We start from the raw sequence: 14,325 nt of genomic DNA on the forward strand, positions 1-14,325 counted from the left end.
GAACAAATAAACCACTATCGATTTTTCGGCGATAGTGGTTTAATTTATATTTGCTCACGAACAGCCCGCATATGCCCTTGATGATAAATCTGTTTCAGTTCCATTCGAAGTCGCTTGAGCTCTGCCGGCGATTTCGTTTCTTCAATTAATAACTTCAAAAATTCCGCTCGCTCGTATTCATCAGTGGTCAACGTTACTTTCTTTTTGTCATCACTCATGTCTAACCCCTCCGTATGTTCATATACTTTATATGTATGCTTTCTCCGTAAATTCGATGTCGCAATCACAAATTCCTTCATTATGTTATTGTTGAATTAACGAATTTGATAAAGGTGTGATGAAATGGACAAATTGATTCAAGAAATTCACGATGAAGCGTTTATTATTGATGCGCATTACGATCTACTTTTTGATGTAGCTAAACAGCGGGCACTCGGGCGGACCAAAGTTATCGAGACCGACCACTTGCCAAACTTCAAAAAAGGTGGATTCAACCTGATCGTCTCGTCTATTTTTGAGGATGATGAATTTATTCCTGAGATGGTGCTTCATAAGGCGCTGAATCAAGTGAGTGCGTTGTATGCAGAGATTGATGAGTCACCGGATGAACTGATGTTTTGTAAAAGTTACGAGGATATTTTAGAAGCGAAACACACAGGAAAAGTCGGGATCATGCTTTCGTTTGAAGGCGTGGAGCCGCTTTATCAAGATATATCTTTGTTGCGGGTCTTTTATGAATTAGGTGTTCGGTTTGTCGGGCTTACATGGAGTCGCCGGAACTTTGCAGCAGACGGTTGCCATTTTACGATGGAAGAAGAAGACCGAGGTGGTGGTTTGACGCAGTTTGGCGAGGCGCTCGTCAAAGAAGCCGAGCGGTTAGGCATGCTGCTTGATATTACGCATATCAATGACCGCGGATTCAAAGACGTGTTTCGCTTTGCCGAAGGGCCGATTATTGCCTCACATTCCAATTCGCGTGAAGTCGCCAAAACACCGCGAAACTTAACGGATGAACAATTGAAAAAAATTGCGGAGCGGGGCGGTGTTGCAGGCATCAACATCCTAAGTCGAATCGCATCTGGAAAAGCCGGTGAAGGGGATATCGATTTGATTGCTGACCATGTCGAGCATATGAAGCAGACAGTTGGTGTGGATTACATCGGACTCGGGCTGGATTGCTGCGACATGCTTCGTAAATACTTCCCGCCAAGTGATGATGAAGCCTTTGATATTCTTAAGCATCAAAACTTACAGGATTTGACGAAAAAATTGTTGGAGAGAGACTTTGAGAAAGAAGAGATTATGAAGATCTATGGTGGGAATTGGTTGAAGGTTTATGGGAAGGTGTTTTAAATTAAAAATCCCGACTGCACAAAATGCAATCGGGATTTTCCTATATCTATATCTATGCTTGAGCTTTCTTCCTCGCATTTCTCGTCTGCCAGATCGTAAACAATATCGACAAAACGGTAAGCACTAAAAATGTAAGCGAGATTGGACGGGATAGGAAAAGTGTCCAATCTGGGTCTGTCATGAATGCGCGTCGGAGGTTTAGCTCGGCAATCGGTCCGAGGATGACTCCGATGATCGCTGGTGCAAGAGCGTATTTATATTTCGTAAATAAGTAGCCGATGATGCCCATCGCAAGTAAAATGTATAGGTCTGTTGTCCGGTTGTTCAAGACGAATGTACCGACGACGCATAGTACTAAGATAATCGGCACTAAAATATGCGTTGGTACTTGGGTGATTTTTACAAAGAATCGCATGCCGGCGAATTGTGTGATCAGCATCGCGAATGATGCGATGAAGAACGCGACGAATATGCCACCGACGATGTTTGGCTCGTCTACAATCAGTAGTGGACCGGGTGTTATGCCGTGTACCATCAATGCGGATAACAATACGGCTGTTACAGCTGAACCTGGGATGCCTAATGCGACGGTAGGGATCAAGTCACCACCGACGGTTGAGTTGTTCCCGGCTTCCGATGCGACGACGCCTTCTTCACAGCCTGTTCCGAATTTTTTCGGTTCTTTGGACCATTTCTTCGCTTGGTCATAGGCGACGATGTTGGCGATACTTCCGCCAGCTCCCGGAATGGCGCCGATAATCGATCCAATCACAGAAGAGCCGATCAACGTCATCGGTTTTGAAATGACTTTTTTCAAGGTTTGAAAAGGTTTTAGTGTGAATTTCATTTCTGCAGCATCTTCATTCAAGCGTTCAAGTCGGTCTTTTTCCAATTGGCTTTTTTCCAATGATTGCATCAATCGGGAAATCGCGAACATTCCGATCAATACGACCAAAAATGGAATGCCTGCACGAAGGACATCGAGGTCGAATGTGAATCGAGCGAAGCCCATAATCGGATCGGCACCGACCGTTGAAATGAGTAAGCCGAACAGTCCTGCAATCAATCCTTTGATAATGGAATCTCCTGTGACACTTGCGATAATCGTCAATGCCAAACAAATGAGCGCGAACATTTCCCATGGTCCGAATTTCAAGGCGAATTGGGAAACCTGTGGTGCAATGGTCACTAAAATGAACAAACTAACGATTGAACTTAAAAAAGATGCCCAAATGCCGATCGATAACGCTTTTCCGGGTTCTCCTTTTTTAGCCATCGGGTAAGCGTCAAAGGTGGTCGCGACCGAGGAGGGCGTTCCTGGTATGCCGAGTAATGCCGCACTGATCAATCCACCGGACATCCCGCCGACGAATACGCCGATCATTGCAGCAATTCCTGTGACTGGTTCCATCCCGAATGTAAGCGGCAAAGTTAGCACAATCGCCATGGCGACGGTAAACCCTGGAATCAAGCCGGCGACGACTCCGACGACAACCCCGATAAAGATAACGAGCAATATTTTTACTGTGAAAATTTCACCGAATCCTAAGAATAGTAAATCGAACATTGTTTGAGCCTCCTCTTAGAAGAAAACGCCTGTTGGGAATCTGACTTGAAGAACGTTTTGGAAAAAGAAATATAAGCTGAGTGTCAAAATTACCGCAATACTGGAAACTGTTACGATACTCTTTTTCGTCCGCGGTCCAATGACCAAAGCCGTGACAATCATAAATATAATAGAAGATAGAATAAACCCGAGTATTTGGATTGCTAGAATATATAAGAATAAAAGAGCCAACGTGATGAAAACGAGTTTGTGTTCTTTCACTATGTAAAGCAATTGTTCTTTGATTGATGTTTCGTTATTTTGTTGACGTGCTTTTACTAAGACGATTGTTTGTTTGATCGCTAAAATGAGCGACAGCCCACCAAGTATAATCGCCACAAACTGAGGGAAAGATCCTGCATCCAATTGCGATTCGTTCATGGATGGTAGGTCGTCGGTTTGTGTGTAAATCAATACGGATAAGACGATAAGTGCAATGGCAACGATTAATTCACCCAAAATTCTTCCTCCTAACAAAGATAGAGGGAGAGGCTCCCTCTATGATTTATTCTGCTGCTACTTCTTCGATGACGTCACTGATGATCTTGTCTTGCTTGTCTAAATACTCTTTGTATTCATCCGTGCCCATGAAGTTAACACTTGAGCCAGCATTTTGAACGGCTTCGACGTAATCTTCATCTTTTGATGTTTCTTCAAGAGCTTTTTCGAGTTGCTCAACGATTTCTTCAGGTGTTCCTTCTGGTGCAACATATCCACGGTTGATTCCCATCGTGATGTCATAGCCTTTTTCTTGGAAAGTTGGTAGATCTGGCGCTGTTTCAATTCGTTCTGTTGTACCAATCGCAACGAAGTTAATCTCGTCTGCTTTTACAAAATCAATACCAGATTTATAGTCGACGATTGCTGCGTCGATGTGTCCTCCAGCGAGTGCTTGAATGGCTTCCGTAATCCCTTCATATCCGACGAGGTTATGCTGGACATCGAGTTCTTTCGCCATTTGCTCAACCCATACACGTGGGATTCCAGCAACCGTACCACCGAATTGGATGGTATTTTCCTGTCCGTATTCAACTAATTCCTCTAACGTTTCAACGCCCATGTCGGTTGAAACAGCAAGAATCTGATCTGAAGATGACATAGAAGCAATAGGTTCAAAACTATCATAATTAATTTCTGTTACATCTGAATGGTGGGCAACAAGTAACCCTTCATGAATCTGTCCGATATTGTATCCATCAGCATCTTTCTTCGTTAAATCTTCCAAACCGACCGTACCACCGACACCTGGTACGTTAACAGGTACGATATTTTCACCAATATATTCAGATGCATGCTCTGCAACGAAGCGGCCTTCGATATCACTTCCGCCACCCGGTGACCATGGAATCGTCAATTCAATTTCCTTTGACGGAAACGCTTCTGCTGATTCAACTTTCTCTTCGCCACCACATGCAGCAAGTGATACAACTGCCAATGGAATAACGGCTACCCCGATCATACGCTTTAGACTTTTCACTCTAATCTCTCCCTCTAATGATTTTATGTGATAAAGATTTTCTAATAATTTAAACGTTTTAAAATAGTATATAAGATATAGAAATGTCAGTCAAGCTGTTTTTTTACTTACTTTTAAATGGAAAAACTTATAAAACCACTTACATTTTGTAAAATGAAATAATGAAAGCGTTGTCAAAATGAAAATCTGAATGTTGTGTTATTTTGTGGTGTGGGAGAAGGGGGAGAGACATATGTGGTGGAGCGTGGGTGAGCGTTCGAAGGAGAGCACTGAGTGTTCAAAGAGATGCGCTGACCGTTCAAAAGGGTGAGCCGAGTGTTCAAAGAGGTGCGCTGATCGTTCAAATGAGAGCGTTAATCGTTCAAGGAAATGCGCTGACCGTTCAAAAGGTTGAGCCGAGTGTTCAAAGAGGTGCGCTGATTGTTCAAAAGAGAGCGCAGATCGTTCAAAGAAGTGAGCTGAGTGTTCAAAAGGTTGAGCTAATCGTTCAAAGAGGAGAGCTGAATGTTCAAAGAAGCGCTCACCGTTCAAAAGAGAACGCAGATCGTTTAAAGAAGTGAGCTAATATACCAATCTAACTTAGAAGCTATTCGATATGCGAAGGAGATCTTTATCTTTTATTATTAAACCTTGTCAGGTGAGCATTTCAATCCAGTTTCTCGAATAAAATTACCTGTAAATGGATATCTTATTTGTAGTATTTATAAATTTTGTGGAGGCGGCTAAATGGTTATTTCCGGTGTGATGAAACTTATAGGATCTGGAATGGAATTCTTTTTAGTTATTCCAGGAATCGGTGGAACATTTATTCTTTCGCTTTTATGGATTCCATTATTGTTTATGCTAGTCTATCACATTGTTACATTGGTTCTTTCTAGGAATTCAAATCAAAAGATATGGGGCCCCGTTGTTGGGATTGTAGCTAGTACAATCGGTATTATTCCTTTGCTCGGCATGCTACTTCATTGGGCAGCGTTTATCTGTTTATTGATTGACGGGATCTTGACATTGAGTAGAGGTCCTAAAGATTCACCAGAAACAACAAAGGTAGTTTGAATTATTTTGAATATCTAGCGGAAAACGCACCCACAAGCTTAATGATTTGTTTTGTTTGTTCATATAGTAGTGTCTTTACTTCATTCATACTTTCCTCTAATGAAAGCGGACGATTCACGATGGAAAAGCAGCTGGTGAATGCGTCATTTAATGATTTTTGATCACCAGACAGACTGCCGGAAAGGAGAACGACAGGTACGTGATGTTTATTGGCTAAGGATGCGACATAACCGGGTGCTTTTCCATATAGTGTTTGTTCATCGCTCTGTCCCTCACCTGTGATCACTAAATCTGCTTCTTGAATTTCTTTTTCCAAATGAATTGTCTCGGCAATCAGTTTTGCTCCTGAATCGAGTTGGCCGCCGATGGCTAGCAAGGCGAAACCTAATCCACCAGCTGCACCGGACCCAGAGATGTTTTGATAGGATTGACTGAGATTGTTTTCGATGAGCTCGGCGTATTGATGGAGTGACTGATCGTATTTTTCTACTTGTTGATCGGTTGCTCCTTTTTGAGGTCCGAAAACGACACTCGCCCCTCGCTCGCCACAAAGTGGATTCGTAACATCGCATGCTACTTTAATTTCAATATCCTTCAAACGTTCATCGATATCTTCAAAATGGATGCTATGAACACGATGCAAATCCGAACCATAGCCGTTGAGTGACTGGCCATCTTTATCCCATGCTTTCATCCCAAGAGCCATCAGCATCCCTAAACCACCATCATTCGTAGCACTTCCGCCGAGTCCAATCATGATCGATTTCGCACCTCGGTCAATCGCATCTAAAATCACCTCACCCAATCCATAAGTTGTTGTATGATCTGGATTTCTTTTCGATGTTGGGACGAGTGTGAGTCCAGCAATTTCCGCCAGCTCAATGACCGCTTCATTTGAATTAAAAAGGACATACGAACTCTCAACCGGCTCACCTAACGGCCCAGTGCATCGTACGTTCACTTTCCTTCCTTTTCTCGAAATTAACATGGCCTCAATCGTACCTTCGCCGCCATCAGCCATCGGTTTGGAAACGACGGTATGAGTTGCGTCGACATCTTTAATGGCCCGTTCCATCACTTGAGTCACTTCGCTTGAAGACAAACTTCCTTTAAATGAATCTGGAGCTAATACGATTTTCATAGAAGGAGTCTCCTTTTTATCGAACATCTTTTTCCTAATTCTATCATATTTAATATTTATTCAGAATTGTCGAGAAACATCATGTTATAATAATAAACACTACATAAAAAAAGAAGGACCTGTGTTATGAGATGGAAAGAGTTATTTAACTATAATTATATGATGTACGGCGTTTTGGCCGGAATTTTAACAGCAATCGTTCCAACAATGGTTATATTCGAGGTTAGCCAACAACTCGGCTGGTCAAGTGAACTGATGAAAAATTGGATTTTCGGGGCGATCGTGCTTGCGGGCATTGCGGGATTAATCCTGTCGTTAACAACAAAGCTACCGTTGAACGTGTCTTCTTCGATACCGACGGCGGTGTTTGTTGGTTTTACCGTGCATCGATACCCAATAGATGAAGTGTTTTTTGCTTTCAGTATGGCTGGTGTTGTGCTGATTCTCATCAGTGTGCTCAAGCTGTACCGGCGGATCGAACGGTTCATCAAACTTGAGATCGTGATGGCTATGTTCGCTGGAACGATCATTCACTATGTTCTGTACGTCGTGGAAGTTACGGCTAGTCACATTGAGTGGGGAATCATCGGCATAGCCACATTTATCCTTGCGACAAAACTGTTTCCGAAATTTCCTGCAGCGATTGTCGTGTTCTTTGTTTTGTCTTTGACGTTGTTCGTCGATGGAACATTTCACACGAATTCATTCAGCTCTGTATCATTCAATCTCTTCCCAACGGTTGGACCTGTTGCTGGTAGCTTGGAGGTCATTTTTACCGTTTCTATTCCCTTAGCGATCATTAGTTTGTTTGGTGAGGTAACGATCGGAAATTCAATATTAAAGGCAGAAGGATATCGAACGAATATGGATTTATCGATTTTGGTTTCAGGGATCGCAACGTTTTTCGGCGGATTTTTCGGAAGCCATAGTGTAACCAGCGCAGGTGCACCGGTTGCTGTCGTTTCAGACCCGGCCGTCGGGGAAAAAGACAAACGATATTATGCAGCCGTTTGGGCATCCATCTTTGCTCTTATCTTCGGCCTTGTCAGTTACCCGGCAATCAGCATTTTGATGATTTATCCAACGAGTATTTTGAAATTCCTCGTCGGCCTGCTGTTATTACCGATACTAATCAAAACATTTACGATGTCGATCGGAAGTGGCAAATTTAAATACGCTGTCATGGTGGCCTTCCTGATCCCTCTCGCAAATATCACGATCTTCGGGATTGGCGCACAGTTTTGGGCGTTAATCTTTGGTGTGATGGTTGCTTATTTGATGGATGGGGAGGATGTGAGACGGGAGAAGGTGGAAGGAGAAGTAGTTAACTAGTGTAATTGTTAAGAAGTTAAGTTATATTTTTACATAATATAGTGGTATATTAAATGGGACGGGGGTGCAGTAATGAAAAGTGGTATGCAAACAATCGATCGGGCAATGATGATTCTTAAATCATTTACAAACGAGAAGACAGAGTACTCTCTAGCTGAACTACACAAAAAGTTAAACGTTTCAAAATCTAGTCTTCAACGAGTTTTAAATGCGTTAGTTGAACATAATATGTTAGAAAAAAACGAAGAAAATAAGACCTATAAACTCGGAATGGAAGTTTACTTCTTAGGTCAAATGGTAGAAAAAAACTCTCATCTTCTAACGTTTGCTAGACCTTATATGAAAGCACTTGTAGAAAAATACGGTGAGTCGATTACGCTCAATGTCATTCTAGACGGTCAAAGGACTTGTATTGAGTGTATACCGGGAAAACATGAATTAACAACGCTCTCTTTTGTGGGTCAAACATCACCTTTGTATGCGGGAGCATCAGCAAAGCTGTTGTTAGCTTATCTACCACAAAAAGAAATTAACAACTACTTAGAAACTGTAAATCTTATACAAATTGATAAGAATACTATTATCGATAAAGAAAAACTACTAAGTGAACTGAAAAAAATCAGAGAACAAGGCTATACAATTAGTATAGAAGAAAGAGTTTCAGGTGCATGCGCTATTAGTGTACCAATTAAAAATAGAGTGAATGAAGTGCTGGCCGGATTGACTTTTAATATTCCAATTGCAAGACTCGATGAAGATCATATTGCAGACTATGTAAATGAATTGAAAAAAGCAGCCAATGCTATTTCTGAAAAAATTAAGTACTAAATAATACAGTAATTTACTGTATTATTTTTTTAATTAAAAAATTCAGAAATATAATTGAATTCTGATTACAGTGTGTTAAAATAACCATAACGTTAATCAATACGATATACCGTTTAACGGTATAGGGGAGGTAATGTGATGAGTAAAAAGTATTTATTTGTTGTAAGTTTGTTGTTAGCAATTACGACTTTTTTAGTTGCTTGTTCTGAAACTGAAGCAGCTGATGATCAAAATGGAAGCGGTTCCAATGGTGAAGGAGAATATGAATTAGTGGTAAATAACTGGACTAATTCAAACCACCATTATTCCTATAACGTTTACGAACCGTGGAAAGAACTTGTCGAAGAAAAAACTGATGGTCGTGTTACAGTTACAATTCACCATGGTAGTTCAATAGGTAAATCAAGTTCAGTTTACCAAGACGTAAGTGGTGGGTTGTATGATTTAGGTTTTATCGTTGCTAACTATTTTTATGATACTGGTTTCTTTCCGTATACAATCGGCAACTTGCCATTCGCTTTCGAGGGACCTGAAGAAGCAGCAAAAGTATTAAGTGATTTCGGAGATAAATATGCTGCCGAAAAATTAGAAGATGTAGAAGTTCTTCCAGGAACTGCTACTGATGGCTATGACTTATTTGCAACAGAACCAATAACAAGTGTAGATGATTTACAAGGAAAGAAAATGAGAGTTAACGGTAAAAGTGAAAATGCTTATGTTGAGGCACTTGGAGGTACACCTGTCTCATTGTCAACAGAAGACACATATGAAGGGTTAGAGAGAGGGATGGTCGATACAGCTTTTTATACACCAATTGGAGCGGTAGGATTAAGTTTACATGAACCAGCTCCTTACATTACTAAATTTTCTGTTTCGGTTACTCCAATAATACCAATTATGAATAAAGAATTTTTAGCAAGCTTACCAGATGATCTTCAAACGCTTTTTAAAGAAGAATTAAATCCGAAATTAACAGAATTATTGACAGAGAGTTATGCAACAGAACTAGAATCTTCCCATGAAGAATTAAAAGGGTTAGTTGAGGACAGAGGTGAATTTATCGAACTTGGTGAAGATGAAATGGAAGAATTTAGAGAGTTAGGAACATCTGCATGGGATGCTTGGATTGAAGATGCAAATTCGAAAGGATATGACGGGCAGCAGATGGTTGACGATTTCATGAAAATGTTGGAAGAAGAAGGATTAAATAAACCATTTTAAAGTATGCGACCACTTTTTGGAGTGAAGCATCATAAGTGTTCGGAGTGATCGAATGAAAATCATCCAAAAAATAATTTCATTTTTAACTTATTTAACTAAGTATCTCGCGCTAGCCACTATTACTTTTATGATGTTTTTTATAACAGTGGCTGTTATCGGGCGCCTATTCTCTAAACCGATTGTGGGAGATATTGAAGTAGTTCAGCTAAGCATGGTTGCCTTGATAGCGTGTGGGTTGGCTTATGCGCAACAATCGGAGAGTCACATCTCGATCGGAATCGTGGTGGATAAATTTCCAAATAACCTTCAAAAGGTATTTGACGTAATTGCGTATTTGTTTGTTGCCGTTGTAACAATCATGATTGCTTACATTTATGTAGGTGTAGGATTAAACCATAAAAACAACATGGTACTGAGTACAAATTTATTAGAAATTCCTTACTTTCCTTTCGACTTTCTTATCGTAGCTGGATTCTTTATATGGGGGCTCCAAGCTTTATTAAAAGCGATAGAAGTAATTATCGAACTAACTACCAAAAGGACTAATCATTAGAAAGGGGGAGGGATATGCAAGTAGAATTCATAGGTTTTTTAGGGATTATTCTCATGTTTATAATGATGTTCTTCAGAATCCCTATTGCGATTTCAATGGCTGTTCCGGCAATTTTAGGAATTCTTTATTTGAACGGCTGGGATACGTTGACAACAGCTGTCGAAACAATTATTTGGGATCACAGTTTTAACTACACATTGAGTACGATTCCGATGTTTGTTTTAATGGGTGAACTCTTGTACGTCTGTGGAATAAGTACTGAGTTGTTTAATACCTTTCGAATGTGGCTGATGAGGGTTCGTGGAGGACTCGGTATGGCAACAGTAGGGTCCTCTGCAATATTCGCTGCTGCATCTGGTTCCAGTTTAGCAAACACAGCGACAATGGGAGTTATTGCTTCAAAAGAAATGTTAAACAACGGCTATAGCAAGACTTTGACTAGTGGGTCAATTGTTGCCGGAGGTACGTTAGGTGTTTTAATCCCTCCAAGTACATTATTCATCATCTATGGAACAATGACTGAGCAATCAATTGGGCAGTTGTTAATAGCAGGGATTATACCGGGGATTCTGCTGATGGCTTTATACATGTTAACCGTTTATGTCATTGCTTTACTCAGCCCTGGATCAGCACCGCGTTTAAAAGAAAAGTACTCCTTTAAAGAGAAGATTTATTCGTTAAAATCTACTATTTGGATAATAATACTTTTCTTAGTTGTAATTGGAGGGATGTATTTAGGTTGGTTCAACCCAACCGAAGCTGCCGGAATTGGTGCTTTTAGTACTTTTGTCATTGCATTAATAAGAAGAAGGTTAAGTACTCAAGTGTTTATCGATGCAGTGGCACGAACATTGAGAACTACCGGTTTCTTATTTGCCATTATCATCATGGCTTTTATCTTGAATTACTTTTTAACGATCACAAAGGTTCCAATTGTTATGGCAAGCTTCCTTAATGGATTAACTTTGCCTGATGTAGCAATTTTTGCCTTGATTATACTGATCTATATCATTTTGGGTTCAGTCATGGATGCGTTAGCAATGGTTGTGGTAACAATCCCGATCATTCTACCTCTAATTGAGAGTATGAATTTAGATTTAATCTGGTTCGGAGTTATTATTGTTTTAGTTATGGAGACGGCAATGATTACACCTCCGATAGGGATGAATTGTTTTGTTCTACGAGGGGCAGCCCCTGAGCTAGAGTTAGGAGAGATTTTCAAGGGAGCAGCAATTTTTATCATTCCTATATTGTTATTGATAGGGATATTATATTTATTCCCTGACATTGCATTGTATTTACCGAATAACATGTATTAAGGAAAGAGAAGTGTAACGATGTCGAACTGGCAAAGTATATACGAGGAGAAAGTGATCGATTGCACTGAAGCGGTACAAATGGTGAATTCAAGCCAAAATCTTTTCTTGTCTGCATATGTGAATGAACCACAATCATTAGTTGATGAATTGATCGATCAAAGAGAGCGATTAAAAGGATTAACAATGTTCGTCAATGTAGTGGGTAGTCAAGCAAAATACGCATCAGAGAAAGTAAGTGAATATTTCAACATTAAAACCTTTTTATCAAATATCAGTTTAAATGAAGCGTTCAAGAGAGGAAATTGTGACTATATTCCAATCAATGTTTCTCAAATACCTCGTTTTATCCATGAACAACAAACAGATGTTGCATTTATTCAGTTAACCCCACCGAACGCAGAAGGATATTGTTCACTGGGGACATCTGTTGATGTAAATCACCATCTGATCAAGAATGCTTCATTGGTGATCGCAGAGGTGAATGAAGGCATGCCCTTTACCCATGGGGATAGTCTTGTCAATGTAAGAAATGTTGATTACTTTGTTCTATCAGATAAGAAGGTAAATTATATTGAATTCAAGGAACCTGACGATATTGCATTGAAAATCGGCCGGTTAGCAGCTGATTTGATACCCGATGGTGCAACAATTCAATGGGGAATCGGTAATGTCCCCAACAGTGTAGTAAGTCAATTAACAAACAAAAGTAATATCAAGGTACATTCAGGTTCGATATCTGATTCCATTATTGAAATGATTCAGGAAGGTAATGTAGTTGAACCAATTATCGCAACTTCAATAATAGGAACAAACAGGTTATATGAATTCGCTCATAATAATGAAGCGATTCATCTTTTGCCTGTTGATGAAACGCATAATGTTCATGTACTTGGCTCTAAAGACCAATTTTTCTCCATTAACTCAGCAGTTGAGGTAGACATCAGCGGTCAAGTAAATGCAGAAAAATTGAATGGTCAGACAATTGCTGGTGTAGGAGGTCAGATGGACTTTATCGTAGGATCCAATTTATCTAGTGGAGGTAGGTCAATGATAGTGTTGCCATCTTCTACAAAAAATGAAAAGCACTCCAAAATTGTTCATCGGATCCAAGAAGTCACGAGCTTAAAAAGCCATGTCGATTATGTTGTAACAGAATATGGAATCGCAAAATTATTTGGGAAAACACTAGCCGAGCGAAATGAAGAAATGATAAAAATTGCACATCCAAAGTTCAGGGATAAATTAAGAAGAGCACAAAAAGAGGTGGACAAATGGACTTAAAATTATCTGAAGACGTTGAATTGTTTAAAAGTGAAGTAAGAGAATGGCTGAAGTCAGCCTTGCCAGATTGGTGGAATGATATTGAACAACGAACTGCTGACCAAGCACGTTATGAAGAGTTTGTAGATTCTTGGGATTACAAATTATATGAAGCTGGTTATTCAGGATTAACTTGGCCGGTAGAGTATGGCGGCCAAGGCGAATCGGCTATTAAGGAGATTATGCTTGAAGAAGAACTTGGTCGAGCAGACGCTCCGAAAGGTCATAGTTTCCTTGGTAAGATCTTGCTAGCACCTACATTAATGAAATATGGGACGGAAGAACAGAAACGTAGATTCTTACCAAGATTAATTTCCAGTGAAGATATATGGTGTCAAGGGTTTTCAGAACCGAATGCAGGGTCAGATTTGGCTGCTTTGGAAACGAAAGCGGTTCTTGATGGAGATGAATGGGTAATAAACGGACAAAAAGTTTGGACGACATCAGCTAGTAAAGCCAATTGGTGCTTTTTATTAGCACGCACAGATTCTGAGCAACCGAAGCACAAAGGCATCACCTATTTACTTGTACCAATGGATGCAGAAGGTGTATCTATTAGACCATTACAGAAAATTTCAGGAGAAGCTGAATTTAATGAGATCTTTTTTCAAGATGTTCGTATACCTAAAGAAAATCACATTGGAGAGATAAATGCTGGTTGGAAGATAGCTATGACGACATTATCTTATGAACGTGGAATTTTAGCGCTTGGTCGACAAGCTCGATTTGAAACGGAACTATCTCGTGCTATTGAACATTACATTAGTGCACAAGATGAACCAGTGATGGACCAACGAGTAGCGGAATTATTTGTAGAGTTGCAAATCATGCGTTATCACGGTTTGAAAACAATAAGTAATTATGTGAATAACGATGGGAAAATAGGTCCTGAAGCTTCACTACAGAAACTCTATTGGTCAGAGCTACGTTCAAAGTTAGGGAAATTTTATATGGATATGCAAGACAATGAGGTATTCACCAATCAACATACTTCATTTACAAATGATTATTTTACAAATATTTATTATACGACGTTAGGCGAAACTATTTATGCGGGAACCTCGCAAATCCAGCGAAATATTATTGCTGAAAAACTATTAGGATTGCCAAAATAAAAGG

At 40.0% G+C, this 14,325-nt stretch carries 15 protein-coding genes; 10 read left to right on the forward strand and 5 right to left on the reverse strand.

Annotated elements, in window-relative coordinates:
- Window positions 1–44: 44 nt before the first annotated feature.
- A complete protein-coding gene (locus KQ486_RS07955) occupies window positions 45–218 on the reverse strand; it encodes a hypothetical protein (protein WP_186278568.1) in 174 nt (57 codons plus the stop codon).
- A 124-nt stretch (window positions 219–342) separates the two neighbouring features.
- On the opposite strand from KQ486_RS07955, the gene KQ486_RS07960 reads away from it, so the two are divergent.
- Window positions 343–1,353, forward strand: coding sequence for a dipeptidase (locus KQ486_RS07960; RefSeq protein WP_216687297.1), 1,011 nt, complete (start codon window positions 343–345; stop codon window positions 1,351–1,353).
- A 52-nt stretch (window positions 1,354–1,405) separates the two neighbouring features.
- Here KQ486_RS07960 and KQ486_RS07965 read toward each other — a convergent pair whose 3' ends face one another.
- From KQ486_RS07965 to KQ486_RS07975, 3 genes are read right to left on the reverse strand one after another with little or no spacing between them, the layout of a single operon-like run.
- Window positions 1,406–2,920, reverse strand: a complete 1,515-nt coding sequence (locus tag KQ486_RS07965; protein WP_216687298.1) for a tripartite tricarboxylate transporter permease — start codon at window positions 2,918–2,920, stop codon at window positions 1,406–1,408.
- Between the two features lie 15 nt (window positions 2,921–2,935).
- Entirely contained in the window at window positions 2,936–3,418 is a 483-nt protein-coding gene (locus KQ486_RS07970) for a tripartite tricarboxylate transporter TctB family protein (RefSeq protein ID WP_216687299.1), read from the reverse strand.
- 46 nt (window positions 3,419–3,464) lie between these two features.
- Window positions 3,465–4,436: a Bug family tripartite tricarboxylate transporter substrate binding protein gene (locus tag KQ486_RS07975; RefSeq protein WP_216687300.1), complete on the reverse strand. Its 972-nt coding sequence runs from the start codon at window positions 4,434–4,436 to the stop codon at window positions 3,465–3,467.
- Window positions 4,437–4,684: 248 nt separating this feature from the next.
- Between KQ486_RS07975 and KQ486_RS07980 the strand changes: the two genes are divergently transcribed.
- A complete protein-coding gene (locus tag KQ486_RS07980; protein WP_216687301.1) occupies window positions 4,685–4,996 on the forward strand; it encodes a hypothetical protein in 312 nt (103 codons plus the stop codon).
- Window positions 4,997–5,162: 166 nt separating this feature from the next.
- On the forward strand, window positions 5,163–5,492 hold the full coding sequence (locus KQ486_RS07985) for a hypothetical protein (protein ID WP_144161794.1): 330 nt from the start codon (window positions 5,163–5,165) through the stop codon (window positions 5,490–5,492).
- Window position 5,493: 1 nt separating this feature from the next.
- On the opposite strand, the gene KQ486_RS07990 is transcribed toward KQ486_RS07985, so the two are convergent.
- Window positions 5,494–6,633: a glycerate kinase gene (locus KQ486_RS07990; protein ID WP_216687302.1), complete on the reverse strand. Its 1,140-nt coding sequence runs from the start codon at window positions 6,631–6,633 to the stop codon at window positions 5,494–5,496.
- Window positions 6,634–6,759: 126 nt separating this feature from the next.
- Here KQ486_RS07990 and KQ486_RS07995 point away from each other — a divergent pair, with 126 nt between their 5' ends.
- The 7 genes from KQ486_RS07995 (at window position 6,760) to KQ486_RS08025 (ending at window position 14,321) form a co-directional block, all read left to right on the forward strand.
- A complete protein-coding gene (locus KQ486_RS07995) occupies window positions 6,760–7,965 on the forward strand; it encodes a benzoate/H(+) symporter BenE family transporter (RefSeq protein ID WP_216687303.1) in 1,206 nt (401 codons plus the stop codon).
- Window positions 7,966–8,037: 72 nt separating this feature from the next.
- Entirely contained in the window at window positions 8,038–8,793 is a 756-nt protein-coding gene (locus KQ486_RS08000; RefSeq protein ID WP_216687304.1) for an IclR family transcriptional regulator, read from the forward strand.
- Window positions 8,794–8,931: 138 nt separating this feature from the next.
- Window positions 8,932–10,014, forward strand: a complete 1,083-nt coding sequence (locus KQ486_RS08005; protein WP_216687305.1) for a TRAP transporter substrate-binding protein — start codon at window positions 8,932–8,934, stop codon at window positions 10,012–10,014.
- Between the two features lie 52 nt (window positions 10,015–10,066).
- Window positions 10,067–10,567: a TRAP transporter small permease gene (locus KQ486_RS08010; RefSeq protein ID WP_216687306.1), complete on the forward strand. Its 501-nt coding sequence runs from the start codon at window positions 10,067–10,069 to the stop codon at window positions 10,565–10,567.
- 14 nt (window positions 10,568–10,581) lie between these two features.
- Window positions 10,582–11,886, forward strand: coding sequence for a TRAP transporter large permease (locus KQ486_RS08015; protein ID WP_216687307.1), 1,305 nt, complete (start codon window positions 10,582–10,584; stop codon window positions 11,884–11,886).
- A gap of 18 nt (window positions 11,887–11,904) precedes the next feature.
- A complete protein-coding gene (locus KQ486_RS08020) occupies window positions 11,905–13,167 on the forward strand; it encodes an acetyl-CoA hydrolase/transferase family protein (RefSeq protein WP_216687308.1) in 1,263 nt (420 codons plus the stop codon).
- Window positions 13,158–14,321, forward strand: coding sequence for an acyl-CoA dehydrogenase family protein (locus KQ486_RS08025; RefSeq protein WP_216687309.1), 1,164 nt, complete (start codon window positions 13,158–13,160; stop codon window positions 14,319–14,321). The genes KQ486_RS08020 and KQ486_RS08025 overlap by 10 nt, the downstream gene beginning before the upstream one ends.
- Window positions 14,322–14,325 lie beyond the last annotated feature (4 nt).

Source organism: Allobacillus halotolerans (genome assembly GCF_018967645.1).
Lineage (GTDB): Bacteria > Bacillota > Bacilli > Bacillales > Alkalibacillaceae > Allobacillus > Allobacillus halotolerans.

Coding starts and splice junctions, on each gene's coding strand:
- KQ486_RS07955 (WP_186278568.1), bottom strand. CDS start 218: ATGAGTGATGACAAAAAGAAAGTAACGTTGACCACTGATGAATACGAG.
- KQ486_RS07960 (WP_216687297.1), top strand. CDS start 343: ATGGACAAATTGATTCAAGAAATTCACGATGAAGCGTTTATTATTGAT.
- KQ486_RS07965 (WP_216687298.1), bottom strand. CDS start 2,920: ATGTTCGATTTACTATTCTTAGGATTCGGTGAAATTTTCACAGTAAAA.
- KQ486_RS07985 (WP_144161794.1), top strand. CDS start 5,163: ATGGTTATTTCCGGTGTGATGAAACTTATAGGATCTGGAATGGAATTC.
- KQ486_RS07990 (WP_216687302.1), bottom strand. CDS start 6,633: ATGAAAATCGTATTAGCTCCAGATTCATTTAAAGGAAGTTTGTCTTCA.
- KQ486_RS07995 (WP_216687303.1), top strand. CDS start 6,760: ATGAGATGGAAAGAGTTATTTAACTATAATTATATGATGTACGGCGTT.
- KQ486_RS08000 (WP_216687304.1), top strand. CDS start 8,038: ATGAAAAGTGGTATGCAAACAATCGATCGGGCAATGATGATTCTTAAA.
- KQ486_RS08005 (WP_216687305.1), top strand. CDS start 8,932: ATGAGTAAAAAGTATTTATTTGTTGTAAGTTTGTTGTTAGCAATTACG.
- KQ486_RS08010 (WP_216687306.1), top strand. CDS start 10,067: ATGAAAATCATCCAAAAAATAATTTCATTTTTAACTTATTTAACTAAG.
- KQ486_RS08015 (WP_216687307.1), top strand. CDS start 10,582: ATGCAAGTAGAATTCATAGGTTTTTTAGGGATTATTCTCATGTTTATA.
- KQ486_RS08020 (WP_216687308.1), top strand. CDS start 11,905: ATGTCGAACTGGCAAAGTATATACGAGGAGAAAGTGATCGATTGCACT.
- KQ486_RS08025 (WP_216687309.1), top strand. CDS start 13,158: ATGGACTTAAAATTATCTGAAGACGTTGAATTGTTTAAAAGTGAAGTA.